This window comes from Methylobacterium sp. R2-1 (genome assembly GCF_014191355.1).
Taxonomy (GTDB): Bacteria; Pseudomonadota; Alphaproteobacteria; order Rhizobiales; family Beijerinckiaceae; genus Methylobacterium.
Window position 1 is genome coordinate 232,609 of record NZ_JACHWM010000005.1, and the last position, 25,275, is coordinate 257,883.

Annotated in this window: 25 protein-coding genes; 18 read left to right on the forward strand and 7 right to left on the reverse strand. The window is 68.6% G+C overall.

Going from position 1 to position 25,275, the window contains the following annotated elements; all coding sequences use genetic code 11:
- Positions 1-8: 8 nt before the first annotated feature.
- The 4 genes from fdh3B to FHU13_RS09510 all read left to right on the forward strand — a co-directional run bounded on the left by fdh3B (position 9) and on the right by FHU13_RS09510 (position 2,705).
- Complete coding sequence (gene fdh3B / locus FHU13_RS09495; protein WP_003605051.1) at positions 9-605, forward strand: formate dehydrogenase FDH3 subunit beta; 597 nt, start codon at positions 9-11, stop codon at positions 603-605.
- A 68-nt stretch (positions 606-673) separates the two neighbouring features.
- Entirely contained in the window at positions 674-1,711 is a 1,038-nt protein-coding gene (locus tag FHU13_RS09500; protein ID WP_183435611.1) for a formate dehydrogenase subunit gamma, read from the forward strand.
- A 96-nt stretch (positions 1,712-1,807) separates the two neighbouring features.
- A complete protein-coding gene (locus FHU13_RS09505; protein ID WP_108938527.1) occupies positions 1,808-2,053 on the forward strand; it encodes a hypothetical protein in 246 nt (81 codons plus the stop codon).
- 43 nt (positions 2,054-2,096) lie between these two features.
- Entirely contained in the window at positions 2,097-2,705 is a 609-nt protein-coding gene (locus FHU13_RS09510; protein WP_183435612.1) for a hypothetical protein, read from the forward strand.
- A gap of 37 nt (positions 2,706-2,742) precedes the next feature.
- Here the strand turns inward: FHU13_RS09510 and FHU13_RS09515 are convergent, their stop codons facing one another.
- On the reverse strand, positions 2,743-3,336 hold the full coding sequence (locus tag FHU13_RS09515; RefSeq protein ID WP_183435613.1) for a YgjV family protein: 594 nt from the start codon (positions 3,334-3,336) through the stop codon (positions 2,743-2,745).
- A 317-nt stretch (positions 3,337-3,653) separates the two neighbouring features.
- Here FHU13_RS09515 and FHU13_RS09520 point away from each other — a divergent pair, with 317 nt between their 5' ends.
- From FHU13_RS09520 to FHU13_RS09535, 4 genes are read left to right on the forward strand one after another with little or no spacing between them, the layout of a single operon-like run.
- Positions 3,654-3,974: a hypothetical protein gene (locus tag FHU13_RS09520; RefSeq protein ID WP_183435614.1), complete on the forward strand. Its 321-nt coding sequence runs from the start codon at positions 3,654-3,656 to the stop codon at positions 3,972-3,974.
- Positions 3,971-4,606 carry a TetR/AcrR family transcriptional regulator gene (locus tag FHU13_RS09525; protein WP_183435615.1) on the forward strand — a complete coding sequence of 212 codons (636 nt, stop codon included), beginning with the start codon at positions 3,971-3,973 and terminating at the stop codon, positions 4,604-4,606. The genes FHU13_RS09520 and FHU13_RS09525 overlap by 4 nt, the downstream gene beginning before the upstream one ends.
- On the forward strand, positions 4,603-5,844 hold the full coding sequence (locus tag FHU13_RS09530; RefSeq protein WP_183435616.1) for an efflux RND transporter periplasmic adaptor subunit: 1,242 nt from the start codon (positions 4,603-4,605) through the stop codon (positions 5,842-5,844). Before FHU13_RS09525 ends, FHU13_RS09530 begins: the two co-directional genes overlap by 4 nt.
- A gap of 50 nt (positions 5,845-5,894) precedes the next feature.
- Positions 5,895-8,993 carry an efflux RND transporter permease subunit gene (locus tag FHU13_RS09535; protein ID WP_183435617.1) on the forward strand — a complete coding sequence of 1,033 codons (3,099 nt, stop codon included), beginning with the start codon at positions 5,895-5,897 and terminating at the stop codon, positions 8,991-8,993.
- Between the two features lie 150 nt (positions 8,994-9,143).
- Here the strand turns inward: FHU13_RS09535 and FHU13_RS09540 are convergent, their stop codons facing one another.
- Together FHU13_RS09540 and hrcA are read right to left on the reverse strand one after the other, a co-directional pair.
- A complete protein-coding gene (locus tag FHU13_RS09540) occupies positions 9,144-10,103 on the reverse strand; it encodes a DMT family transporter (RefSeq protein WP_183435618.1) in 960 nt (319 codons plus the stop codon).
- Positions 10,104-10,212: 109 nt separating this feature from the next.
- Complete coding sequence (gene hrcA, locus FHU13_RS09545) at positions 10,213-11,304, reverse strand: heat-inducible transcriptional repressor HrcA (protein WP_183435619.1); 1,092 nt, start codon at positions 11,302-11,304, stop codon at positions 10,213-10,215.
- Between the two features lie 243 nt (positions 11,305-11,547).
- On the opposite strand from hrcA, the gene FHU13_RS09550 reads away from it, so the two are divergent.
- The 4 genes from FHU13_RS09550 to hemW all read left to right on the forward strand — a co-directional run bounded on the left by FHU13_RS09550 (position 11,548) and on the right by hemW (position 14,700).
- A complete protein-coding gene (locus tag FHU13_RS09550; protein WP_183435620.1) occupies positions 11,548-11,811 on the forward strand; it encodes a hypothetical protein in 264 nt (87 codons plus the stop codon).
- A gap of 133 nt (positions 11,812-11,944) precedes the next feature.
- Complete coding sequence (gene rph / locus FHU13_RS09555; protein ID WP_183435621.1) at positions 11,945-12,658, forward strand: ribonuclease PH; 714 nt, start codon at positions 11,945-11,947, stop codon at positions 12,656-12,658.
- Positions 12,655-13,290 carry an RdgB/HAM1 family non-canonical purine NTP pyrophosphatase gene (gene rdgB / locus FHU13_RS09560; RefSeq protein WP_183435622.1) on the forward strand — a complete coding sequence of 212 codons (636 nt, stop codon included), beginning with the start codon at positions 12,655-12,657 and terminating at the stop codon, positions 13,288-13,290. The genes rph and rdgB overlap by 4 nt, the downstream gene beginning before the upstream one ends.
- Before the next feature lie 231 nt (positions 13,291-13,521).
- Entirely contained in the window at positions 13,522-14,700 is a 1,179-nt protein-coding gene (gene hemW, locus FHU13_RS09565) for a radical SAM family heme chaperone HemW (RefSeq protein ID WP_183435623.1), read from the forward strand.
- Positions 14,701-14,704: 4 nt separating this feature from the next.
- On the opposite strand, the gene FHU13_RS09570 is transcribed toward hemW, so the two are convergent.
- Positions 14,705-15,910 (reverse strand): penicillin-binding protein activator, encoded by a 1,206-nt coding sequence (locus FHU13_RS09570; protein ID WP_183435624.1) that lies wholly within the window; start codon positions 15,908-15,910, stop codon positions 14,705-14,707.
- Between the two features lie 121 nt (positions 15,911-16,031).
- Between FHU13_RS09570 and rsmI the strand changes: the two genes are divergently transcribed.
- Both rsmI and FHU13_RS09580 read left to right on the forward strand, forming a co-directional pair.
- Positions 16,032-16,982 (forward strand): 16S rRNA (cytidine(1402)-2'-O)-methyltransferase, encoded by a 951-nt coding sequence (gene rsmI / locus FHU13_RS09575; RefSeq protein ID WP_183435625.1) that lies wholly within the window; start codon positions 16,032-16,034, stop codon positions 16,980-16,982.
- Positions 16,966-17,352 (forward strand): YraN family protein, encoded by a 387-nt coding sequence (locus FHU13_RS09580; RefSeq protein WP_183435626.1) that lies wholly within the window; start codon positions 16,966-16,968, stop codon positions 17,350-17,352. The genes rsmI and FHU13_RS09580 overlap by 17 nt, the downstream gene beginning before the upstream one ends.
- Positions 17,353-17,379: 27 nt before the next feature.
- Here FHU13_RS09580 and FHU13_RS09585 read toward each other — a convergent pair whose 3' ends face one another.
- Positions 17,380-17,769 (reverse strand): response regulator, encoded by a 390-nt coding sequence (locus tag FHU13_RS09585; RefSeq protein ID WP_183435627.1) that lies wholly within the window; start codon positions 17,767-17,769, stop codon positions 17,380-17,382.
- Between the two features lie 316 nt (positions 17,770-18,085).
- Between FHU13_RS09585 and FHU13_RS09590 the strand changes: the two genes are divergently transcribed.
- From FHU13_RS09590 to FHU13_RS09600, 3 genes are read left to right on the forward strand one after another with little or no spacing between them, the layout of a single operon-like run.
- The gene (locus FHU13_RS09590) at positions 18,086-18,970 is read left to right on the forward strand and encodes a glycine betaine ABC transporter substrate-binding protein (protein ID WP_183435705.1); all 885 of its coding nucleotides are present in this window, start codon (positions 18,086-18,088) and stop codon (positions 18,968-18,970) included.
- Positions 18,967-20,106, forward strand: coding sequence for an ABC transporter permease subunit (locus FHU13_RS09595; protein ID WP_183435628.1), 1,140 nt, complete (start codon positions 18,967-18,969; stop codon positions 20,104-20,106). The genes FHU13_RS09590 and FHU13_RS09595 overlap by 4 nt, the downstream gene beginning before the upstream one ends.
- Complete coding sequence (locus FHU13_RS09600) at positions 20,103-20,849, forward strand: ABC transporter permease (RefSeq protein WP_183435629.1); 747 nt, start codon at positions 20,103-20,105, stop codon at positions 20,847-20,849. The genes FHU13_RS09595 and FHU13_RS09600 overlap by 4 nt, the downstream gene beginning before the upstream one ends.
- Before the next feature lie 20 nt (positions 20,850-20,869).
- Here FHU13_RS09600 and FHU13_RS09605 read toward each other — a convergent pair whose 3' ends face one another.
- Together FHU13_RS09605 and FHU13_RS09610 are read right to left on the reverse strand one after the other, a co-directional pair.
- Complete coding sequence (locus FHU13_RS09605) at positions 20,870-21,940, reverse strand: L,D-transpeptidase (protein ID WP_183435630.1); 1,071 nt, start codon at positions 21,938-21,940, stop codon at positions 20,870-20,872.
- Between the two features lie 106 nt (positions 21,941-22,046).
- Positions 22,047-22,970 (reverse strand): extensin family protein, encoded by a 924-nt coding sequence (locus FHU13_RS09610; RefSeq protein ID WP_183435631.1) that lies wholly within the window; start codon positions 22,968-22,970, stop codon positions 22,047-22,049.
- 195 nt (positions 22,971-23,165) lie between these two features.
- Here FHU13_RS09610 and FHU13_RS09615 point away from each other — a divergent pair, with 195 nt between their 5' ends.
- The gene (locus FHU13_RS09615; RefSeq protein WP_183435632.1) at positions 23,166-25,265 is read left to right on the forward strand and encodes a M3 family metallopeptidase; all 2,100 of its coding nucleotides are present in this window, start codon (positions 23,166-23,168) and stop codon (positions 25,263-25,265) included.
- Positions 25,266-25,275: the final 10 nt, after the last annotated feature.

Consider the following 25,275-nt stretch of genomic DNA (forward strand, 5'->3'; position numbering starts at 1 on the left):
CCCGAACTATGGCCCGGATGAAGTTCCTCTGCGACGCGGACCGCTGCATCGAGTGCAACGCCTGCGTCACCGCCTGCAAGAACGAGCACGAGGTGCCGTGGGGCATCAATCGCCGCCGCGTCGTCACCCTCAACGATGGCAAGCCCGGCGAGCGCTCGGTCTCGATGGCCTGCATGCACTGCACCGACGCGCCCTGTGCGGCGGTGTGCCCCGTGAACTGCTTCTACACCACCGCCGACGCGGTGGTTCTGCACTCCAAGGACATCTGCATCGGCTGCGGCTACTGCTTCTACGCCTGCCCGTTCGGCGCGCCCCAGTACCCGCGCGTCGGGAACTTCGGTTCGCGCGGCAAGATGGACAAGTGCACCTACTGCTCCGGCGGCCCCGAGCCCGACTTCTCGACCGCCGAGTACGAGAAGTACGGCTCGAACCGTCTGGCGGAAGGCAAGCTGCCGCTCTGCGCCGAGATGTGCTCGACCAAGGCGCTGCTCGCGGGTGACGGCGAGATGATCGCCGAGATCTACAAGCAGCGGGTGATCAAACGCGGCTACGGCTCCGGCGCCTGGGGCTGGAAGACGGCCTATCGCGAGACCGTGGCGATCTGAGCCCGAGCAGGCGCGGGCTTTCCACGCCCGCGCCTGCAAGCTGTGACGACCCTTCGAAAGGAACGCCGATGCGGCGGGCGACGACCTTCCTCAGCACCCTTCTCCTGGCGGTGATGCTCCTCGCGGTGCCCGGCGCGTTCGGCCCGGCCCAAGCGCAGAACCCGATCCAGGCCGACGGCCAGAACCCGATGGGCGCCCGGCCGACCGCGGATTCGGTCAACGAGGAATTCCTGTTCAAGCAGGAATCCAAGATCCAGGGTCGCGTCTCGATTCCAGACCGGAAGTCGGCCAACCTGATCCAGCCGCAGGGCCGCGAGTATCAGAACTTCCGCGAGCGCTGGCTGCCCTGGATCGGGGCTCTCGTCATCCTCGGCATGCTGGCGGCGCTCGGCGCGTTCTTCCTGTTCCGCGGCCGGATCATGATGGAGCACAGCCAGGAATCGGGGAAGAAGATCCTGCGCTTCAACGCCTTCGAGCGCTTCACCCACTGGATGACAGCGGTGTGTTTCATCATCCTGTCGCTGTCGGGCCTGAACTACATCTTCGGCAAGCGGCTGCTGATGCCGCTGATCGGCCCGGAAGCGTTCGGCGCCATCGCGCAGTGGGCGAAGTACAGCCACGTCTATCTCGCGTGGCCGTTCATGCTCGGCGTCGCCTTCATGTTCGTCCTCTGGATCAAGGACAACATCCCGAGCAAGGTCGATTGGGCCTGGATCAAGGCAGGCGGCGGCTTCATCGGCAAAGGCCACCCCCATGCCGGCCGCTTCAATGCGGGCCAGAAGGGCGTGTTCTGGATGGTCGCCGGCTTTGGCGCAGCAATGGCCGTCACCGGCCTGATGATGCTGTTCCCGTTCGCTCTCACCGACATCAACGGGATGCAGGTGATGCAGGTGATCCACTCGGTGATCGGCATCGTCTTCATCGCCGGCATCCTCGCTCACATCTACATCGGCACGCTGGGCATGGAGGGCGCCTACGACGCCATGGGCAGCGGCCAAGTCGATCTCGCCTGGGCGCGCGCGCACCACGACCTGTGGGTCGAGCAGGAGCAGGCGCGCACCGCAAGCGGCCCGCAGCTCAAAGGCCATCCTGCGCCTGCAGAGTAAGGATAAGGGGGGACCGGCGGCGCAGGCCGGTCACCGTCTAAGGGCAAGACCACCTGCGCTGACCGAGGCCCCGGGGCCTCAACGGAAGACACGACCATGAAAGCCTTCATCGCCGCCATCATCGCCGCCATCGCCCTCGGGGTGCTGGCGATGTTCGCGCTCACGAGCAATCAGAAGTTTGCCTATCAGGCCTTCGCAACCTCCGGCGCCCGTGTCTCGGAGCCTGGCACCAACCTCGTCGGTCCCCGCTGGAACGGCGACCCGGCTCCGGACGAGTACGGCTCCGAGGCCGAACCGCACGGCAAGGCCGAGGGAACGGCCTCGCATCCGAAGCGCTCCTGAGCGCGGACCGACACGAAGAGCGGACAATCGACGGAGTGACCCGATGAAGCCTTCGCCCATCACCCGGCATTTGGCCGGCAGCCTCGTGGCGTACGCGCTCCTCGTCGGGGTCGCTGCGGCGCAGGACGCAGGACAGTCCGCTCCGCCCGCCGCACCGCAGGTCGCTTCCGGAAAGCCGGCTAATCTTTGCCAGGAACTGGTCGCCTTCGTGAAACAGCCGGAACCGGCCAACAAGGCGGCCGCGACGCCGCAGCAGCAGGCAACTGCGGTCTCGAACCCGTCAGGCAAGACAGAGGGAGGCAAGCCAGCGGATGGCGGCGAGCCTCAGAAGTCGTCGGGCCTGAGCGGCGCCGTCAGCGAGACCGGCAACGGCCCCACGCCAGGCAAGCAGTCCGGCAACCAAGCCGGTGAACCGACGATGAAACCGCATGCCAAGGCCAATGCCGAGGCGAAAAATCCCCCACCCCCGGCAGCACCTGCTCCGTCCCCGAAGCCCGACCCAGCGACCGTTGAGAAGATCGAGGCCGCCGCCGGTGCCAACGACCTCGCCGCCTGCCGGGAGGCTGCCCGCTCGATGCGCGTCGCCGGCGTCGTCATGCCGCCGCCCCTGCTCGCGCTCTCGGCGCTCGATCTGAAGTTCTTTCAGCAGTAACGCCACGGATGGCGGAGCCGCCCGGCTCCGCCCACCTCTACGCCGCGCCCGGCAACGTTGCGATCGGGCTTGAGTTGGATTCCGGTTCGACCGCTCCGCCGCGGGCCAGGGCGATCACCAGGGCCGCGATCGTGAGCAGATCGCAGGTCAGGCCGAAGACCGACCCAACCAGCATGTTGTGTATTAGCCAGCACGAAGACGCCCCGAGGAAGAGCCGGCGCATGGCCTGCGCATTGCCCTGAAGGCGTGCAGTCGTCGCGAGCAGCGATCCAAGCCCGGCGCAGGCCGAGGGCCAGCCGTTCCAGGTTGCAAGCGTGAGGCCGAGGGCGACGAGGCTGCTCGCCAGGAACAGCGGAGCCACCCAGGCCGCGCGCGAAGCCGGTCCGATCCAGCGGGCCGCCACCACGCTCTGCATCACGGAGACGAGGCACATCGCCGTGCCGGTCTGCGCGCCGAGCCGCAGGAAATGCAGCGCGAAGCAGCCCGAGCACGCTGCCGAGGTGAGCAGGATCAAACTTCGCCGCGGCATCATTCCGCCGACGAAGCCGAGACAGAGCCCTAAGCTTCCAAACAGGTCGAGGTGTTCACGCGCGGCATTCCACGCAAGGGCGGCGAGATCTGCGGGGGACATGATGGGGGTCTCGAACGACGCGTCCGTTGCTCGTTTTGACGATCGTTCCGCTGGGGCTTGTTCTTGGTTTTGCCTTCGTTTTCTTTTCTGAGCCTTACGAAAGCAGTGCCGACCGAGTGCAATGGCGCGTCCGTCTTGATCAATGCGCTATTCCTGCAGGGTAACCGGATCGTTAATGCCGCGAGAAGGCTCACCCAGCGTGGCACCAACGCCTCACTTGTGAAGCATCGGGCGACGCCGCGATCGATGAGAATGAACGTTCATTGACACGAGAATGAACGTTCACTATCAAGCTCTGGCAGCGTTGGAGTTGGGCCATGGGCATGTCTGTCAGGGATCGGGCGTCTTTCCTTCACGCTTTCGGTCTCGGTACCGATCTCGGTCTGGCTGCAGCGCAGGAGAGCTTCAGCCCGCTGCGCGTTCTCCGCTCGGTCTGCACCCCGGCGAATCTGCTCCTTTGCGTCGTCGTCACCTTCGGCTGGTTCGCACTGATCGGCTGGACCGGCGCCGGACCGGACGGCTGGCAGGCGCGTCTCTGCGCCGATCTCGACCTTCAGCCACGGGCCTGCGCGAGCGTGCGGCTCACCGATGAGGCGGGCCGCACCGCCGCCATGAGCAGCGTAGGAACGTCGTCATGAGTGCAGCGACCGGCGCCGTCATCGACGCCCGAAACGGACAGGCGGCCCGGCGCGAGCATATTCTCGACGCGGCTGAAGCCTGCTTCGTCCGCAATGGCTTTCATCGCACCACGATGCAGGACCTCGCCCGCGAGGCTTCGATGAGCCCGGGCAACATCTACCGATATTTCGACTCGAAGGAGGCGGTCGTCCTCGGGCTGGCCGAGCGAGACCGCGAGCGCGGCGCCGTCCTCGTCGAGGCGATGGAGCGGGCCGGCGACAAGCGTGCCGTGCTGATGGGCGTACTCGCCCGCTTCTTCCTCGATATCACCCGCGAGGCGGCGATCCTGCGCCTCGACGTCTGGGCGGAGTCGACCCGCAATCCGGCTATCGGAACCATGGTCGAGCATGGCGACGAAGACGGGCGCACCTGGCTCATCGAGATGTTCGACGCGATCAAGACCTCGCCGGACTGCGATTCCGCCGCCCTGTTCGATGCCGTCGCTCCGCTGATGAAGGGCATCATCGTGAGCCGTGCGCTGAGCGCCGAGTACGATGCCGGTCCAGCCGTGGCGCAGCTTCAGGCCGTGATCGATGCCGGTCTGTCCGGTCCGTTCCCCCTCCCCCGCCTCGATCTGGAGACCGGCCGATGAGACGCGTCCGGACTTTCGCGCTCCCCGCTCTCCTGCTCGCCGCCACGGCTCTCGTTCCGGTGCGGGCCGAGACCGCCCCGCCTTCGGTGAAGACCGCACCGGCGCCCGTCGTCAGCGTGATCGGGGCCGAGCGGCGCGAGATCATCGAGAGCGTCGTCGTCACCGGCACGCTGGTGCCGCGCGACGAGATCCTGGTGACGCCCGAGATCGACGGCTATCGCCTCGTCGAGCTGCTGACCGAGGAGGGCATGCGCGTCGAGAAGGGACAGGTGCTCGCTCGCCTCAACCGCGACCTGATCGACCGCCAGCTCGTCCAGCAGAACGCACTGATCGACAAGGCGAGCGCTGCGGTGCCGCAGGCGCAGAGCAACATCGAGCAGGCGGAAGCTGCCGAACTCGAAGCGCATCTTGCCTATGACCGCGCCAAGCAACTGATCCAGACCGGCAACACCACCGCCGTGATCATGGAGGGCCGCACCGCCGCCCTGCGGCAGGCAGAGGGCAAGCTCGCCTTCGCCCGCAACGGACTTGCGATGGCCAAGGCGGAGCTGGCTCAGGCCAAGGCCGTGCGCGACGAACTCGAATTGCGGCTTGCCCGCACCGAAATCCGTGCACCGGAAGCCGGTATCGTCAGCCGCCGCACGGCACGGGTGGGCATGGCGACCTCGTCGTCGGCCGAGCCGCTGTTCCGGCTGATCGCCCGCGGCGAGATCGAGCTGGAGGCGGAGGTCATTGAGACCAAGCTGCCGCTACTGCGCGAAGGCGCCCCGGCCTTCATCGAGACCGGCGAGGGTGAGCGGGTCGCAGGCAGCGTGCGTGCGGTCTACCCGGAGGTCGACAGGGCGAGCCGGCTGGGCAAGGTCCGCGTCCGCCTCGATCCCGATCCGCGCCTGCGCATCGGCACCTTCGCTCGCGGCGCAGTCGAACTCGCCCGGACCCGCGGCGTCACCGTGCCCCAGGCCTCCGTCCTCTACGGCGGCGGCAAGCGCAGCTCGGTGCTGGTCGTCGCGGACGACAAGGTCGAGTCCCGCGAGGTTCGCACCGGCCTGAGCGACGAAGACGACATCGAGATCCGTTCCGGCCTCTCGGAGGGCGAGCGGGTGGTCGCCCGCGCCGGCAGCTTCCTGCGCGACGGCGACCGCGTGCGCTCGGTCACGCTCGCCCGGCAGGGTCAGACGCCCTCCGCGGTCTCCGGCACACCCTCGCCGCAGGCCACCGCCGACGCAGCACTACGCTGAGGCGGCTTCCGCCTCGGCTCCATCGACATCCATTCTGACGGGTTGCCCCGATGCGCCTGAACATCTCCGCCTGGGCGATCCGCAATCCGATCGCCCCCCTCGTCCTGTTCCTCGTGCTGGTGGTGCTCGGCCTCGTCAGCTTCCGGGGACTCGCGGTCACGCGCATGCCGAACGTGGACGTGCCGATCGTCTCGGTCACGATCACGCAGGGCGGCGCGGCCCCCTCCGAGCTTCAGACCCAGGTCACGAAATGGGTCGAGGACTCAATCGCGGGCGTTCGCGGGGTCAAGCACATCACCTCGGCGATCACGGAAGGCTCCTCCGTCACCACGGTCGAGTTCCGCCTCGAGGTGAACACCGACCGGGCCGTCAACGATGTGAAGGATGCGGTCTCCAAGATCCGCATCAACCTGCCCCGCACCATCGACGAGCCGATCATCCAGCGCGTCGAGATCACCGGCCTGCCGATCCTCATCTACGGCGTGAAATCACCGGCGATGACGCCGGCCGACCTGTCCTGGTTCGTCGAGGATAAGGTCGCCCGCACGCTCCAGGGGGTGAAGGGCGTCGGCGGTGTCGAGCGCGTCGGCGGTGTCGCCCGCGAGATACGCATCACGCCCCTGCCCGACCGGTTGCTCGCGCTCGGCATCACCGCGGCGGACGTTAACAAACAGGTGCGCGTCACCTCCGCCGATCTCGCGGGCGGCCGCGGCGAGGTCGGCGGACGCGAGCAGTCAATCCGGACGCTCGCTGCCTCGCGCACCATCCGCGACCTGAAAGCCACCTCCATCGTCCTGCCCGGCGGGCGCAAGGTGCGCCTCGACGACCTCGCCACGGTCGAGGATTCAATCGAGGAGCCGCGCACCTTTGCCCGCTTCAACGGCGAGCCCGTGGTCGCCTTCTCCGTCTCCCGCGGCTCGGGGGCGAGCGACGCCGAAGTCGCGGCGGGCGTCGAGAAGAAGATCGCCGAGTTCGCCGAGACCTATCCCGACATCCAGTTCCAGGAGATCGACTCCTCGGTCGCGGCGACGCGGGGCAGCTACGCCTCGGCCATGCATACGCTGATGGAGGGCGCCGCGCTCGCCGTCATCGTGGTGTTCCTGTTCCTGCGCGACTGGCGCGCCACCGTGATCGCGGCGGTGGCCCTGCCGCTCTCGGTCTTCCCGACCTTCTGGGCCATGGACGCACTCGGCTTCACCCTCAACGGCATCAGCCTGCTCGCGATCACCCTTGTCACCGGCATTCTCGTCGACGATGCCATCGTCGAGATCGAGAACGTCGTGCGCCACATGCGGCTCGGCAAATCGCCCTACCGCGCCTCGATCGAGGGCGCCGACGAGATCGGGCTCGCCGTCATCGCCATCACCGCGACCCTGATCGCGGTCTTCGCCCCCGTCTCGTTCATGGGCGGCATCGCCGGCCGCTACTTCATCCAGTTCGGCCTGACCATCGCGGTGTCGGTGTTCATGTCGCTGCTGGTAGCGCGTCTCATCACGCCGCTCTTGGCAGCCTACTTCCTGCGCGACCACGGCCACGCCGAGGAGCGCGAAGGTTTGGTGATGCGCGCCTATACCCGCCTCGTCGGCTGGTCGGTGCGCCACAAGTGGATCACCCTGATGGTCGGGCTCGCGCTGTTTGCCGGCTCGATCGTCTCGACCAAGCTCCTGCCCTCGGGTTTCATCCCGAAGCAGGACAATGCCCGCACCCTGTTCATGGTCGAACTGGCACCCGGCGCCCGGCTCCCCGACACGATCGCCGTCGCCGACCGCGTGGTCGAGCGCATCCGCACCCTGCCTGAGGTCGCCTCGGTCTTCGTGGATGGTGGCCGGCAGGCCGGCGGCAAGAAGGAGACGCGGCTCGCCACGCTGATCGTCAACCTGAGCCCGAAGAGCGAGCGGGTGAAGCGGCAATGGACCATCGAGTCCGAGATCGCCGCCCTGCTGGCGCAGGAGCCCGACATCCGCTCCTGGACCCTGCGCGACAGCGGCCAGCGCGATCTCGCCCTCGTCGTCAGCGGCCCCGACGTCGATGTCGTGACCGAGGTCGCCGCGCGGCTCCAGCGCGACATGGCGGCGATTCCGCACCTCGTCTCGGTGATGTCGACGGCGCCGTTGAACCGCACCGAGGTGCGCATCCGCCCGAAGGAGGGCGCGGCGGCCGATCTCGGCGTCTCGACCGATGTCATCGCCGAAACCGTGCGCGTCGGCACCATCGGCGACATCGGCATCAACCTCGCCAAGTTTAACGCGGCCGACCGCCAGGTGCCGATCCGGGTGCAGCTCCCAGAGAGCGCCCGCGGCGCGGTCGCCCGGCTCGAGAATCTAAAGGTGCCGGCCAAGAACGGCACGGCGGTGCCGCTCGCGGCAGTGGCCGACATCGAGCTCGACCAAGGCCCCGGCGCGATCGAGCGCTACGACCGCGCCGTGCGCGTGGCGGTCGAGGCCAACATGGAGGGCTCGGACGCGCTCGGCTCGCTGATCGAGCAGGCGCTGGCCACGCCGACAGCCAAGAGCCTGCCGCCCGGCGTCACCATCAAGCAGACCGGCGATGCCGAGATCATGCAGGAGGTCTTCTCCGGCTTCCTCATGGCGATGGGCGCCGGCATCATGATGGTCTACGCCGTGCTGGTGCTGCTGTTCGGTTCCTTCCTCCAGCCGCTCACCATCCTGTTCTCGCTGCCGCTCTCGATCGGCGGGGCGATCCTCGGCCTGTTGATCTGCCACATGCCGATCTCGATGCCCGTCGTCATCGGCATCCTGATGCTGATGGGTCTGGTGACGAAGAACGCGATCATGCTCGTGGACTTCGCCGTCGAGGAGATGGCCCGCGGCGTCGATCGCGTCACCGCCATCGTCGATGCCGGGCGCAAGCGGGCGCGTCCGATCGTCATGACCACCATCGCCATGGCCGCCGGCATGGTGCCGTCTGCCATGGCGCTCGGCATCGGCGGCGAGTTCCGCGCGCCGATGGCCGTGGCGGTGATCGCCGGCCTCATCGTCTCGACCCTGCTCTCCCTGGTCTTCGTCCCGGCGGTGTTCCTGCTGATGGACAGCCTCGGCAACGGGATCGGGCGCCTGCTCGGCCGCTTCGTCGGTCCGCGTGACGAACCGGAGGATGCGCCTGTCCCGGCCGCCGCGGTTCACCGGTAGCGCGGCAGCCCGACCGTCATCGCGCCTTTCCGCAAGGCGCTCCACCATCGCGCCGCTCGCTTGAAGCGCGCGATACACCGGCCGGCCCGTGCACCGCCCCCTCGCACGAGCCGGCCGGTCGTCTTTCAATAATGCCGCCGTCGCAGGCCCTCAGATGTCCCGGCCCTGATAGATTTCGGGCTCGTCGATGCGTCGGGCCCTGGCCAGCGGGAGGAGGCGCCCGTCGATGGCCACGAGTCCGCACCCGATGAGGACCATCCCGCCATAGTGGCGCACGTCCAAGTGCTCACCCAGCACGAGCGCTCCGAGCAGGATGGCGGAAACCGGGATCAGGAAGGTGACGAGCAGGAGATTGGTGGCTACGGCGGTCGCCAAAAGGCGGAAATACAGAAGATAGGCCAGCGCCGTGGGCAGGATCGCGATCCCGAGCACCGCGGCCCAGACCGGCGCACCCGGCATCGTCAGTGCCCACGGCCGATCCACCACTAGCGCGACGGGCAGGAGCAGGAGCGTGGACGCCGTGACCTGCCCTGCAGCGGTCGCGAGAGGCCGGACGCCGAGACGGCGGAAGCGTCGTCCGAAGATTCCGGCGAAGGCGTAGGACAGGGCCGCAGCGAGCACGGCGATCCGCGCCGGGATGTGGCTGTCCATTTCGGAGAAAGCGGAGGATCCGACCATCACAGCGACGCCCCCGAAACCAATCAGCACGCCCGCGAGCTTGTTGCCGGTCATCCGCTCGTCGGAGGTCAGCAGGTGGGCGACGACGACGGTGAAGAGCGGGGTCGTCGCATTGAGAATGGCGGCAAGGCCGGAGGCGATCTGCGTCTGGCCCCAGACGATGAGCAGAAACGGCACGACGTTGTTGAGGAGGCCCATCCCGACGAAGGCGATCCAAACTTCACTGCTCCGGGGTCGGTCGATGCCGGCGAGCGGCAGGGCTAGATTGAGGATCAGCGCAGCGATCCCGACCCGCAGGACGACGAGCGTCAGAGGCGGCAGGGCGGAGAGGGCCACGCCGGTGAAGAAGAATGATCCGCCCCAGAGCACGGACAGGACGAGCAGCATCGCCCATTGGGACGCGGACATGGGGCGGTTGACAGCGGGCGACATCGCGAGCCTCCGGCAGGTGTGATCAAGCCCTGCCTACGGCTTCGTTCGGATGCGCCGCTTCCCGTTTCCTGCTCTCACATCGCGTCTTGCGGCCGGTGGGCAGCGATCCTCACCGCGACCGATCGAGCAGGCCGGAGACCACGCGGGCGGTATAGTCGACCATCGGTACGATGCGGGAATAGTTGAGCCGCGTCGGACCGATCACGCCGACGACGCCGACGATCTTCTGCGCGCCGTCGCGGAAGGGCGCGGCGATCATTGAGGAGCCGGAAAGCGAAAAGAGCTTGTTCTCCGAGCCGATGAAGATGCGCACGCCGTCGCCCTGCTCGGCGCGCGCCAGCAGCTCGATCACGTCCTTCTGTGTCTCGAGGTCGTTGAACAGCAGGCGGATGCGTTCGAGGTCTTCGGCCGCGCGCAGGTCGTCGAGCAGGTTGGCCTGCCCGCGCACGATGAGCTGGCGCGCTTCGGACGGGCCGACCGAGGTGGCGAGTCCGGCATCGACCAGCCGCTCGGTCAGCGCGTCGAGTTCCCTCTTCATCGCCGTGCGGCCGGCCTCGATGTCGGCGCGCAAGGCATCGAGCGTGCGCCCGCGCAGGCGGGCATTGAGGAAGTTCGAAGCCTCCTGAAGCGCCCCCGCCGGCAGCCCCGGCGGCAGATCGACCAGCCGGTTCTCCACTGTGCCGTCGATCGAGACCAGAACCACCAGCGCCCGGTTGGCATCGAGACGGACGAACTCGACATGCTTGAGCCCAGCATCGACCTTGGTAGTCAGCACCACGCCCGCGCCACGCGAGATGCCCGAGAGCAGAGAGGAGGCCTCGGCCAGGGCCGAATCGAAGGTGTGGCGCGAGGCCGCTGCCTGCATCTGCGCCTCGATGCGTGTCTTCTCGGCGAGATCGACGTCGCCGATCTCCATCATCGCATCGACGAAGAAGCGCAGGCCCAGCTCAGTCGGCAGACGCCCGGCGGAGGTGTGGGGCGCGAAGATGAGCCCGGAATGCTCCAGATCCGCCATGACGTTGCGGATCGAGGCCGGGGACAGGCTCATCGGCAGGATGCGCGCGAGGTTGCGCGACCCGACCGGCTCGCCGGTGGTGACATAGCTCTCGACGATCTGCCGGAAGATTTCTCGGGCGCGCTCGTTGAGGGCGGAGAGCGCTTGCGGCTGCGGATGCACGATCGGCTGAACGGTTTCGACCAAGGACACGAGAACCTGACGAATGATTGTGGGCGCTCGGGGGCCGCCGATCAATCCTCGCGCCCCACGACACGACGGTAGCGGAAGTACCTGCCGCATTTACGCAGCGAACGTAACCGCGGAAGGGATCATTCGGTGCCCCCGAGTCGTTTGACGGACGGGACCGCGCTTTCGAGCGCGATCCCGCGTATCCGTCATTCAAGTGAAAGGGAGCTTCCGACAGTGCTTACAGGCGCACGAAAGACCATGGTCAAGGCCGCCGCCCTGGCGATTGCGGTGACCGGCCTCGGGCTCGCCTCGGCGCCCCGCGCCGCACAGGCCGCTCCTCTCCCGATCTCGACTGAAGCGGCTGCGACGGCGGGCGACGCCATCGAACAGGTGCAGTACCGGCCGCATCATCGCCACTACGGTCGGCATTATCACACTCGCCGTCACTTGCACCGCCATCACCACTTCCATGGCCCGCGCCATCACCATCACCGCCACCACGGTCGTCATCGCCGCTGGTGACCGGCCGATAGGGCTTTCCGGAGGCCGCCGTCGTGAGACGGCGGCCTCTCTCGTTTCGGAGCGGACCGGTTGCCGCGGGCGCCGGCAGCGCCTAAGAGCCCGGCTTCGATTCCGACACGGGAGCTTACCAAGCATGCGCCCCTCGAAGCGCGCGACGGACGCACTGCGCGACGTCACGCTGGAGCGGGCGGTCGCCCGCTACGCGGAAGGCTCCTGCCTCGTCACCTTCGGCAATACCCGCGTGCTCTGCACCGCCTCGCTGGAAGAGCGCGGCCCGCCGTGGCTGCGCGGTTCCGGCAAGGGCTGGGTCACGGCGGAATACGCCATGCTGCCCCGCGCCACCCACGAGCGCACCCGCCGCGAGGTCAATTCCGGCAAGCCGTCCGGCCGAACCCAGGAGATCCAGCGCCTGATCGGCCGCTCCTTGCGTGCCGTCACCAACCTCCCGGCCATCGGTGAGCGCCAGATCACGGTCGATTGCGACGTGATCCAGGCCGACGGCGGCACCCGCACCGCCTCGATCACCGGCGCCTGGGTGGCGCTGCACGATTGTTTCGCTTGGATGCGTGCGCGTTCGATCATCTCGGTCGATCCCCTGAAGGATCACGTCGCGGCGGTCTCCTGCGGCATCTACAAGGGCCAGCCGGTGCTCGATCTCGATTACGCCGAGGATTCGGCCGCCGAGACGGACGCGAACTTCGTCGTCACCGGCAAGGGCGGCATCGTCGAGGTGCAAGGCACGGCTGAGATGGAGCCGTTCACCGACGAGCAGTTCCTCGAATTGCTGCGGCTCGCCAAGGGCGGCGTGGCGCAGCTCATCGAGCTGCAGCGGAAGGTCATCGCGTGAGCGGCCATCGCATCCTCTCCGGCAAGGTCGTCATCGCGACCCACAATGCCGGCAAGCTCGTGGAGATGCGCGAGCTGCTGGCGCCCTTCGGCGTCGATGCGGTCTCGGCCGGTGAACTCGGGTTGCCCGAGCCGGACGAGACCGGCACGATGTTCTCCGAGAACGCGGCGATCAAGGCACTCGCCGCAGCCAAGGCCTCGCGCCTGCCGGCGTTTGCCGACGATTCCGGGCTCTGCGTCGATGCACTCGACGGCGCGCCGGGTCTGTTCTCCGCCCGCTGGGCCGGCCCGAACAAGGACTTTTCCGGCGCCATGGCGCGGATCGCCACCGAACTCGACAAGCGCGGCGCCACGGATCGGCGTGCCCACTTCGTCTCGGCCCTCGTCCTCGCCTGGCCCGACGAGCACACCGAGCTGTTCGAGGGTCGCGTCTTCGGCGACCTCGTGGAGCCGCGCGGTCACCTTGGCTTCGGCTACGATCCAATGTTCCGGCCCGAGGGCATGGACCGCACTTTCGGTGAGATCTCGTCCGAGGAGAAGCACGGCGTCGATTGGCAGAGCGGGCACGCGCTGTCGCATCGCGCGCGGGCTTTCGTTCTGCTCGCGGAAGCGTGCCTGCGCCGGCCCGGGTGAGCTTTCGCGCGCGTTCCGGCGTGCTTACATCCACATGAAGAGGCCGGCATACGGCTCTCTCCGCCTCAACACCCTCATCCTGAGGTGCCGCGCAGCGGTCTCGAATGATCTTCCAGGACCCGCGCGATCACTGGAGGATCCCTCAGGCTTGCTCGCGCGGGCACCTCGGGATGAGGACGGTGGGGCGGACCAATGAACGGCCCGCGCGAGCCGAAAAGTTCAGATAGGCCGATGCCCCCCGCGACACCGCCCGACCATCCGACCCGCGACGCGGGTTTCGGGATCTACCTGCACTGGCCGTTCTGCGCCGCGAAGTGCCCCTACTGCGACTTCAACAGCCATGTCCGCCATGCCGGCGTGGACCAGCCGCGCTTCCTCGCGGCCTTCCGCCGGGAGATCGCCCACGCCGCATCCCTTGCACCGGGGCGGACCGTCTCCAGCATCTTTCTGGGCGGCGGCACGCCCTCGCTGATGGCACCGGAGACAGTCGCAGGCCTGCTCGACGCGGTGGCAGGGGCTTGGAGCGTCGCGCCGGATGCGGAGGTGACGCTGGAGGCCAATCCCACAAGTGTTGAGGCAACGCGCTTTCGCGGCTACCGGACGGCGGGGGTCAACCGCGTCTCTCTCGGCGTCCAGGCGCTCGACGACGGCGATCTGAAGCGGCTCGGGCGGCTGCACAGCGTGGCGGAAGCGATGTCCGCGGTCCGCACCGCGGCGGCGCATTTCGAGCGCTTCTCCTTCGACCTGATCTACGCCCGGCCCGAGCAAACGCCGGCCGCCTGGGCTGCGGAGTTGCGTCGGGCGATCGAACACGCCGCCGAGCACCTCTCGCTCTACCAGCTCACCATCGAGCCCGGCACGCCGTTCTTCGGCCTCGCCCAGGCTGGCCGCCTCGTGCCCCCCGACGACGACGCCTCCCGCGCCCTCTACGACGTGACGCAGGAGATCTGCGAGGCCGCGGGCCTGCCAGCCTACGAGATCTCGAACCATTCACGGCCCGGCGCGCAGTCGCGCCACAACCTGCTCTACTGGCGCTACGGCGAATATGCCGGCATCGGTCCGGGAGCTCATGGTCGCCTTGTCCTCCCGCAGGGTCGCACCGGCACGCTCACCGAGAAGGCTCCGGAGGGCTGGCTCGCTCGCGTCGAGAGTGTGGGCCACGGCATCGTCGAGACGGAAGCGTTGTCCACCGAGGACCAAGGCGACGAGTTTCTGATGATGGGCCTGCGCCTCGCGGAGGGTATCGATCCCGCCCGCTATGCGGCGTTGAAGGGCCGCCCGCTCGATGCCGGACGCCTCGACGCGCTCGTGACGGACGGCCTCGTGGCGCAGCGCTCCGACGGCCGCATCGCCGCGACCGCCCGCGGTGCGCCGGTGCTCAACGCCGTGGTGGCGGAGCTGGCGGGCTGAACCGTCAGATTCCGGACGGTCCAAGCATCTTCGGCGCCGGGCTCACCACACTCGCCGCATTGTCGCGGATCTCGTAGACGGCGAGCGTCCGTTCGCTCACACCTTCGGGCGAGAAGCGGAAGGTACCATCGACGCCGGAGAAGCCGGCCGGATTTGTCAGAGTCTCATGAGCGAAGCGCTTCGAGCCGTACTGGCGCACCAGAGCGACGGTCAGCGAGACGGCGTCGTATCCAAGTGAGGCGGTGCGCGGCGGTGCCGCTCCGAAGCGGGACTGATAGCGCTGGGCGAAACCCATGAAGCCCGCCGTATCGGGTGCGGCGAAGCGGGCACCTTGGAACGCCGGCTGCGCGGCCACGCGCGGATCGTTCCATAGGGCGAGGCCGAGCGGACGTACACGGGTCGGCGAGAACCCGACCTTCGTGAGGGCGGGCGCCACGGCCATCAGCCCTTCGGCCGTGTCGGGAACGAACAGCGCATCGGCCTGGGCGCCGCCGCCCGCGATCACGCGGCGCAGCCGCTCGACCGCCGTGCCGGGATTGCCGGCCGGGTAGCGCTCAAGGCCCACGAGCCGGGCCCCGCGCCGGGCGACCGCCTCCCGGAACTGCGCCTCGACCGCATTGCCGTAGGTCGTCTCGGGGATCAGAGCGGCAAACGACCGGCGCCCGCCTGCCGTCGCTTCGTCGACGATGCGGTCCACCTCCGATTGCGGCAGGAAGCTGATGAGATAGACTCCGCGGGCGGCGACGGCCGCATCCGTCGAGAAGGCGATGACCGGCTTGCCCGCTGCGCGCGCCGCACTCCCCGCCGCCTGAACGCTGCCGGCAAAGAGCGGACCGAGCACCATTTCGGCGCCCTCGGCGAACGCCGCCTGGGCGGATTCCCGCGCGCCCTCGGGCGTACCGCGGTCGTCCTTCACCAAAATCTGAAGGTTCGGCTTCTGAAAATCCTCGTAGGCGAGCTCGGCGGCATTGCGCAGGGCCGTGCCGACCGCCGCTCCCTGCCCACTGAGCGGAACGATCAGAGCAACCTTCACCGATCCCGTGCCGATGACGTTGCCGGCCACCGCGGCCGGACCAGGCTCGATTTGCGGCACCGCCTGGGCCTCGGGCCGTGGCGCATCCGGAACACCGATGCAGCCCCCGAGGGCGATCCCGAGGCAGAAAAGCGCGGCACCCGCGCGAACCGTCCATCGTCCGCCGCGTCGCGCCATCGCGAGCCCCCCGTCCGAGCGCAATCCAGGGTCACGATGCGGAGAGGCCGGTGAAAAGTAAATGTGAGGCCAAGCCTTTCCCCGGTCTCCAAAGGCGCGCGGGCATGGCATTGTCGCGGGGATGACACAACGACTCGACAAGCGCCCCGAGGGGCAACCCCGCAGCCCCGCCACCTTCACCGCCTTCGGCCTCGCCGCCGAGGCCGAGTCCCTTGCGCCGGGGCTCTACGTGGTGGCCACTCCGATCGGCAACCTGCGCGACGTCTCGTTCCGCGCGCTGGCGACGCTCGCCGCCGCCGATGCGGTGCTCGCCGAGGACACGCGCGTCACCCGCACTCTGCTGATGCATTACGGGATCACGACGCCGCTCGTGTCCTACCATGAGCATTCGAACGAGGCGGTGCGCGAGCGGATGGTGATGCGGCTGAAGGCCGGCGAAACCCTGGCGCTGGTCTCAGATGCCGGCACGCCGCTCGTCTCGGACCCCGGGTTCAAGCTCGTCCAGGCGGCGATTGCCGCCGGCATCCCCGTGACGCCGATCCCGGGCCCGTCCGCGGTCATGACCGCCATCGTCGCCGCCGGCCTGCCGACCGACCGCTTCTTCTTCGAGGGGTTCCTGCCGCAGAAGTCGGGTGCCCGGCGCAACCGTCTGGAGGCGCTTGCCACCATTCCCGGCACGCTGGTGGTGTTCGAGTCGCCGCATCGTCTTCCCGAGATGCTGGCGGATGCGGCCGCCACCCTCGGACCGGAGCGGCCGGCGGCGGTGGCGCGCGAATTGACCAAGCTCTACGAGACGATCCGCCGCGACAGCCTCGGCGGTCTGGCCGAGGCCTTCGCCCAGGAGGGACCGCCCAAGGGTGAGGTCGTGGTGGTGATCGGCGCCGCCCCCGAAGACGCCGTCACGCGGGAAGCCGATACAGGACTCGATGCGCGCATCGAGGCGGCGCTCGCCCGCCACTCGATCAAGGATGCGGCGGCCCTCATCGCCGACGAGACCGGCCAGCCGAAGCGCGTCGTCTATGCCCGCGCCCTGGCGATTGCCCGCCGGGCCGACGATGAAACCTCGGCCTGATCCGGACGCGCGGCGCCGGGCCACCCACGGCCGCGGCCACTCGGCCGAAGCGTGGGCGCTGCTGGCCCTGATGCTGAAGGGCTACCGCCCGCTCGCCCGACGCTTCGCGGCCTCGGGCGGAGAGATCGACCTGATCGTGCGGCGGGGGCGCACGGTCGCCTTCGTCGAGGTCAAGGCACGCGCGACGCTAGACACTGCCGCGATCGCGATCGACGCCCGAAAGCGCGCGCGCCTGTCCCGAGCGGCGCGGGCATGGCTCGCGCGTCACCCGCTTCCGGCCGACGCGACCCTGCGGGCGGATGCGGTGTTCGTGGCGCCGCGCTGTTGGCCGCGCCACCTGCCGAACGCATTCGAGATTGAAGGTTTGTGAGGTGCCGGCCGCGATGGGCCAGCTCCGTCAGCCCTCTGCGCTGGCGATCGCCGCAGCGAGGGTACGCTTGAGGTCGGCTTGGCTGAACGGCTTCTGCACCACCAGCCGGTCACGGAACGGCTCGCGAATGCCCGCGCCACCATAGCCGGTCGAGAACACGATGGGCAGGTTGCGTTCGGCGATCACCTCGGCCACCGGATAGATCGGCTCGCCCGCCACGTTCACGTCGAGGATGGCGACCGTGAAGCTCTCGCTGCGGGCCATCTCCAGGGCGGTAGCGAGCCGGGCCGCTGGCCCGACGATCTCACAGCCGAAATCGAGCAGCATATCCTCGAGAAGCATCGAGATCGCCGCTTCGTCCTCGACGACCAGCACCCGGGCGCCGGACAGACGATCCTCGTTCGAATCCACACTCACGCCGGGTCGTCTTCCCTATCGATCCGTTCCCGATCCGGAACGCCGTCTCTGGCGAACCGGTTGCGCCCTGAATGTCCCGGAGGAGGCCCGCGTGACACTTCGAAAGCGGATGCCCCACCCGGAAAACGCCTCCGGCACCCCGAGCCGTCGCCCGTAAAGCTGAGCGTGTCAAGCGCCAGAAAGCCCCGGCCGTGCTATGGTAATCCGCTGCATGTTACTCCGTGAAACATTTGTGTCGCATTGTCGCGACAGAGCGACATCAATGGGACGGCTCGTTTCCGATTCGACCAGGGGTCGACGCAGTGTCCTGGCAGCGATGGCGGTCATGTTGCTCGCCGGTCGCAGTCGTGCCGCGCCCGCTCGTCCCATCGTCATTGGTTCGAAGAGCGACACGGAAGGTGCCTTGCTCGGAAACCTGATTTCCGCCGTTTTGGAGGGGCTGGGCCTTCCTGTGGAACGCCGCCTCGGGCTTGGCCCGACGCTGATCGTCCGCTCGGCATTGCTCGCCGGAGAGATCGATCTCTACCCCGAATATACCGGTAACGTCGCCTTCTTCTCAGGCACCGAGACCGATCCCGCCTGGAAGACCGCTGAAAGCGCCTACGACCTCGCCCTGCGGCTCGACGCCGCGCTGCGATTGGTATGGCTCACGCGGTCGCCTGCCAACAACACATGGCTGATCGCGGTCCATGGCGGTTTCGCCCGGGAGCATGGTCTCGCCACCATGGTGGATTTTGCGGGCGCCGTGCGGAACGATCTGATCCGGCTCGCGGCCTCGACCGAGTTCGTCGAGAGTCCCGCCGCCCTCGCCTCCTTCGAGGCCGCCTACGGATTCACCCTGCCGCTCTCGCGCATCATCAGCCTGCCGAGCGGCGACACGGCAGTGACGGCGCGTGCGGCGGCGGAGGGCATCAGCGGGGTCAATGCCGGCATGGTCTACGGCACGGATGGTGCACTGGCCGCCCTCGATCTCGCTGTGATGAGCGATCCCAAGGGAGCACAGATCGTCTACGAGCCGGCGCCCGTGGTTCGTGCCGCGACGCTCGAACGCCATCCGCAAATTCGCACCGCCCTCGATCGCGTCTTTGCACGCCTCGACGCCGACACCCTGCGACGGCTGAATGCAGCGATCACGGTAGAGGGGCGCACCGCCGCGGCGGTGGCAGGCGAATGGCTCGCCGCACAGGCAAGTCACCGGTGATTCCTCGCCTTCTCGCCGGCCTCTCCGCCGCGACCCTGCTCCCGGCGGTACTGTTGCTGCTGCCTCTGCTGCACGTGGCACCGAACCGCCTCGTTACAGGCGTGCCTGTCGCGGCCACCGACGCGCTCGAGGCCTGGCTCTGGCCGACCGTGGCACTCGCCGCCATTGGGCTCGGCCTGCTCGCCGTAGGCAGAGGCAAGGCGGCCGCCGGCATCGCCGGGCTCGCGTGCCTTGGCGCCCTCGCGCTGCTGCTGGCCGGACTTGGCGCCGGCGCCGCCGAGCTGATCGCCGGCAAACCGCTCGCGACGCGGGCACGGCTCGCCTCCGGCGCCTGGATCGGGATAACCGTGCTGATCGGGGCACTCAGCCTCGCCGCGCAGCGCGCCCGCCTGCCCGTCGGCGTCACGTCGGCCGCTGCCGTCGTGGGCCTGCTGACGTTTCTATGGAACGCGGGTAGCCTTGATGCGCTCTCGCTCGCCGTCGAGCTGCGCGGCCGATCCGATACGCTCGCCACCGCAATCCGCGATCATCTCGTTCTCGCCCTCGGCGCTCTGGCGCTTGCCGCCTGCCTCACCGGTGGGCTCGCTCTGTGGCGCCGAGGGCGCGGCGCGGTCGAACTCACCGTCAGCGGTCTGCAGATCGTACCGGCGGTCGCTCTTCTCGGCGGTCTGGTCGCTGCGCTCTCCACGCTGCTCGCGGCCGCGCCTTCCCTACGCGGTTACGGCCTCTCGGCGCTCGGCAGCACGCCCGCCCTGACCGGCGTCGCAGCCTTCCTGCTGCTTCCGCTCTGGCGCGGCCAGCAGGCGGCGCGCCGTGCCGCGTGTCCTGGCCATCTCGACGCGGCACGCGCCCTCGGCCTCACCCGCCGTCAGATTCTAGCGACGATCCGCCTGCCGCTCGGCGCCCCGCTCCTCGTCGACGGAATGCGGGTAGCGGCGGTCCAGGCACTCGGCCTCGCCACACTGGGCGCGCTGGTCGGAGCGGGCGGTCTCGGCACCCTTGTTTTCGACGGCATGGCTCAGTTCGCGCCGGACCTGATCCTCCTCGGCGCCCTGCCCATCATCGTGCTCTCACTCGCCACTGAGGCGGCGCTCGATGGCCTCGAAGCGGCGTTGCGCCGACGGTGGCCGCGATGAGCCGCATCTCACCGGCCCTTGCAGCGGGCCTTGGGCCGTTTCTGCTCGGCCTCGCTCTCGCCGCCGCGAGCCATCCAACGATCGCTGCTCTCGTCGGCAGCGGGGCTGCGAGCCGGCCCCTCCCTGTCAGCCGCCTAGCCGAGCTGGCGCTGCATCACCTCACGCTTGCGGCCGCTGGGCTGGCCGTCGTCAGCATCCTCGGTGTCGGGCTCGGCCTCTTCGCCACACGGACGCGCTTCGCATCCTTTCGCGGAAGCATCGATACGGTCGTCGCCTTCGCTCAAGCGGTGCCGCCGGTGGTCGTCGTGGCCCTGGCCCTGCCGGTCCTCGGCTTCGGCGGACCTCCGACCCTGCTGGCACTCCTCGCCTACGGAATCATGCCGACCCTACGCGGCACGGTGGGCGCCCTCGACTCCGTGTCCAACGAGGCGCGGGAATCGGCGCAGGCGATCGGTCTCACGCCCGGTCAGATCCTCGCCTACGTCGAGCTGCCGCTCGCCGCCAAAGGTCTCGTGGAGACCCTGCGCACAGCCCTGATCCTTGCGGTCTCCGTCACCGCGGTCGGAGCGCTTGCCGGAGCCTCGACCCTCGGCACCCCCATCGTCGCCGGGCTCCAGAACCAGAACATCGCGGCGATGCTCCAGGGTGCACTGGCGACCGCGGCACTGGCCTTCCTCGGCGACGGGCTGTTGCTCGCGATCGGCGGATGGGTCCAAGGGAACCGCCAGCGGACGGCCGATTGATCGAGGCTACTCGTCCAAGGCTACCTGTCCAGGAACTCGACCTTCGCGCCCTTCTCCGTCTGGCTCGCGAGGTCGCGTGCGTCCCAGTTCGTCAGGCGGATGCAGCCGTGCGACTCGGTCTTGCCGACCTTCTCCGGGTCCGGGGTCCCGTGAATGCCGTAGGAGGGGATCGAGAGGTCGATCCAGACAAGGCCGACAGGGTTATTCGGCCCCGGATGGATGGAGAACTTCTTCTTGGCCGTCACGCCCTCGAAGCGGTACTTCGGATTGTAGGTATACCAGGGATCGAAGGCGACGGCCTTCACCTTGGCCGAACCGTCCGGCGCCGGCTTTTCCGAACTGCCGATGGAGGCGGGATAATCGGCCGCCAGCTTCCCATCTGCCCCGTAGGCGCGCACCCGCTTCGTGCGCTTGTCGACCTCGATACGAGTGACTTTGGGCGCCAGCGGCGCACCTTCCACCTTGCCCTCCCCGAGCGGCGGCACAGCCGCTACGACGAGCGTCCCGCCCGCCTTGTCGAGGGGCACGTTCGGGTTGATGGCGGAGAGCAGGTCGCGCTGCATGTGGAAGCGCTCGGCCAGCATCTCGCGGGTGTTGGTGTAGCGCATCGGTCCAACGTCGGCCTGTTCCTGCATCTTGGACGGCATCCGCTCGACGAAGGGACCTTTCACGTCCTCCTCCGTGATCGTGTACTGCGTCACCACCGGGTCCTTGCTGGTCGCCTGGAGCCGGTCGAACACCGCGCGGGTGAGCCGATCACCGGCCGGCAGGCCTTGCGCTGCAGCGAAGGCCGCAATCGCGCGGCGCAGGTTCTCACCGTCGCGTCCGTCGATGGCGCCGGGGGAGAACCTGGCGCGGTCGAGCATCACCTGCACTTTGATCAGCAGAGGATCGGGCTTGTCCGCGCCCTTCTTTGGCTTCCTCGTCGTCTTGGACGCCTTGTCCGCTTTGGCCTCTTCCTGGGTCTCTCGGAACACCGCGTTTTCGATGTCCTCGCGAGTCAGATTCGACGAACCGGACTCGGTGGCCTGAGCGGCTGCCGACCATATGCCGAGCGCCGCAAGCGCCCCCCGCATCCACGCCCGTCCCATCGCTCGCTCGCGCTCCTCAGCTCATGACGAGAAGGAAGCTTCGACCAAGCGCCACCGTTCCCGCGGCGAATGGCGCTTGTTCGAATGTCCGGGTCGCGGAACCCGCTCACTGACAGAGGCGATGTCCGGCATTGCGCTCCCGCAGGTCGAGATGCAGGTGGTTGCCGTGTGCCGCATCGCTACCCGGCCCCAGCACCGTGCGGAAGAATCCGCAGGCGCCCGTGCGCACCGAAGCCAGGAAGGCCGCGTCCGGCGTGCCCTCCGGCGCCGCCGTCACCTTGAGGCTCGCACGCTTGGTGAAGCCGTAGCCCATCACGTCGATGGCGTTGGCGAAGCTGTGCTCGCTGAGCTTGGCGTCGGTGTCGTGGTTCTGCCCGCGGCAGACATAGGTCCCGCCGAGCGCGAGGCTCTTGAGACTGTCGCCGAACTCCTTTTGCGCCGCGACCTGCACCTCGGTCGTCCAGCGCGCCAGCGCCTCGGCCGCCCGGCATGTCAGAATCGCCGCCGGCTCCAACGTAACGCCGTCGGCGAGCGCCGTGACGCTCAACGGCCGCGGCGCGCTGCATTGGCCGTTGCCGAGCGATGGCAGCGCCTCGAAGCGGGCGCCGAGCCGCTCCAACCGGCGCAGGCAGGCGCTGTCGTCGGGCGCGGACACCTTGAGGGCGAGCGCAGCTCCACCCGACAGTTCCGGCGGTCGCTCCGGCGGCAGCGGCGCCTCCGACAAAGAGGCAGGCCCGTCCTTCGGCGGCTCCTTCGCCGCATTGGGCGCCGTATTGGGTTGAGGCTCGTCAGTCTTCCTCCCGACCTCCTTGCCGGCGTCCCTGCCCGCGCCGGTGGCAAGTTCGGCCGGGCGCTCGGGTGGGAGCGGCGTCACCTGGAGCTCGGGCGGCAAAAGGCCCTCCGGGCGGGCAGGTGGCTGGGGCGGAGGCAGCGGCACCGTCGCGGGCAGAGTGGCCGGATCGGACCATGCGAGAGCCGGTGGCAGGAGGAGACCGGCGGCAAGGAGGCAGGCGACGGTGAAAGGCTTCATGCCGCGTGTGTCCCGCTCATCCGATCGCGCGTCGTCCACTCATCCGTCGCCCGGCCGCGCCGAGCAAGGACACGGCCGCCACGCTCAGCGAAATCGTGCCGAAACCCAGGATCGGCGGCTGTGGCTTTGCGCCACTCGGCCCACAAACCTATGTTCAGCGCATCGTCGCACGACGCTTCCCGAAGGTTCTTGTTCATGACCGCCGACACCGCACGCGACTTGACCGAGGGGCGTGAGCCCGGCAGCGCCACCGCGGCAATTAATCCATTCGACGTATCGGATTGGGCAACACCCTTTGGCCTGCCGGATTTCGAGGCGATCCGGCCGGAGCACTACGTACCGGCCTTCGCGCACGCGCTGAAGGCGCACGAGGCCGAGATCGCAGCCATCGCCGGAAACGAGGCGCCCCCGACCTTCGCCAACACCGTCGCGGCGATGGAGCGGGCGGGGGCAGCGCTGGACCGGGTCGCCAACGTGTTCTTCAACTTGACCGGCAGCAACACCGGCCCGGAATTACAGGCGATCGAGCGAGCCGTCGCTCCGCAGCTCGCCCGGCACTCGAGCGCGATCACCCTCAACCCACAGCTCTGGGATCGGCTCACGGCCGTCGATGCCGACGCGGAGGGTTTAGGCGCGGAGGAGCGCCGCGTACTCGACCGCTACCGCAGCCGCTTCCGCCGGGCCGGCGCCGGTCTCGCGCCGGAGGCGAAGGCCCGCATCGCCGAGATCGCGATCCGGCTGGCCGAACTCGGTACGCAATTCGCCCAGAACGTGCTTGCCGATGAGCGCGACTTCATCCTGCCACTCGACGGCGAGGACGAGTTCGCCGGCCTGCCGCCCTTCCTGCGCGATGCCGCCGCGGAAGCGGCGAAGGAGCGGGGCGGCGCGCATAGCCACGTCATCACCCTGTCGCGCTCGCTAATCGAGCCGTTCCTCGTCTTCTCGACCCGCCGCGACCTGCGCGCCCGGGCCTACGCGGCCTGGACCCGCCGTGGCGAGACCGGCGGCGCGACCGACAACCGCTCCATCATCGCCGAGATCGTGCGCTTGCGTGCCGAGCGGGCGCGGCTTCTCGGCTTCGACAGCTTTGCTCATTTCAGGCTCGACGACACCATGGCCGGCTCACCCGACGCGGCGATGGAGCTTTTGCGCAACGTCTGGAAGCCCGCGCTCCATCGCGCTGCGGAGGAACGCGAAGGGCTGCAAGCCCTGGTGCGGGCAGAGGGGCACGACTTCGCTCTCGAAGCACACGACTGGCGCCACTACTCCGAGAAGCTGCGGCGGGCCGAGCACGACCTCGACGAGTCCGAGATCAAGCCGTACCTGCCCCTGGAGGGCATGATCCAGGCGGCCTTCGACACCGCATCAAAGCTGTTCGGCCTCAGCTTCGAGGAACTGCGCGACGTGCCGCGCTATCACCCCGACGTGCGCACCTGGCTCGTGCGCGACGCCGACGGCTCCGAGGTCGGGCTGTTCCTCGGCGACTACTTTGCCCGGCCCTCGAAGCGCTCGGGCGCGTGGATGAGCGCCTTCCGCTCGCAGGAGCGGCTGAACGGCGACATCAAGCCCATCATCGTCAACGTCATGAATTTCGCCCGTGCCCCGCGGGGCGAGCCGACCCTGCTGTCCTTCGACGACGCCCGCACGCTGTTCCACGAATTCGGACATGGCCTGCACGGCCTCCTCTCGGACGTGACCTATCCGCTGCTGTCCGGCACAGCCGTCTCAAGGGACTTCGTTGAACTGCCCTCGCAGCTCTACGAACATTGGCTGCAGCAGCCGGAGGTGCTGCGGGCGCATGCCCGCCACGTGACCACCGGTGAGCCGATGCCCGACGCATTGCTCGAACGCCTGCTGGCCGCCGCGACGTTCAACCAGGGATTCGCCACCGTCGAGTACGCGGCTTCGGCCATCGTCGACATGACGCTGCACCTCTCCGCGGCCGGAGAGGACGGGCTCGACGTCGTGGCTTTCGAGGCGGACGCCCTGCGCCGCATCGCGATGCCGGCGGAGATCTCTGCGCGCCACCGCGCGCCGCACTTCGCGCACATCTTCTCCGGCGACGGGTATGCGGCCGGCTACTACAGCTATCTCTGGTCGGAGGTGCTCGACGCCGATGCTTTCGACGCCTTCCGCGAGGCCGGCGACATCTTCCATCCGGAAACGGCTCAGCGTCTGCGCCGGACGATCTACGGCGCGGGCAACCTGCGCGACCCGCGCGAGGCCTACACGGCGTTCCGCGGGCGGCTGCCGAGCATCGAGCCGCTGCTGAAGAAGCGCGGGCTCGCGGCGTAAAGTACGAGAA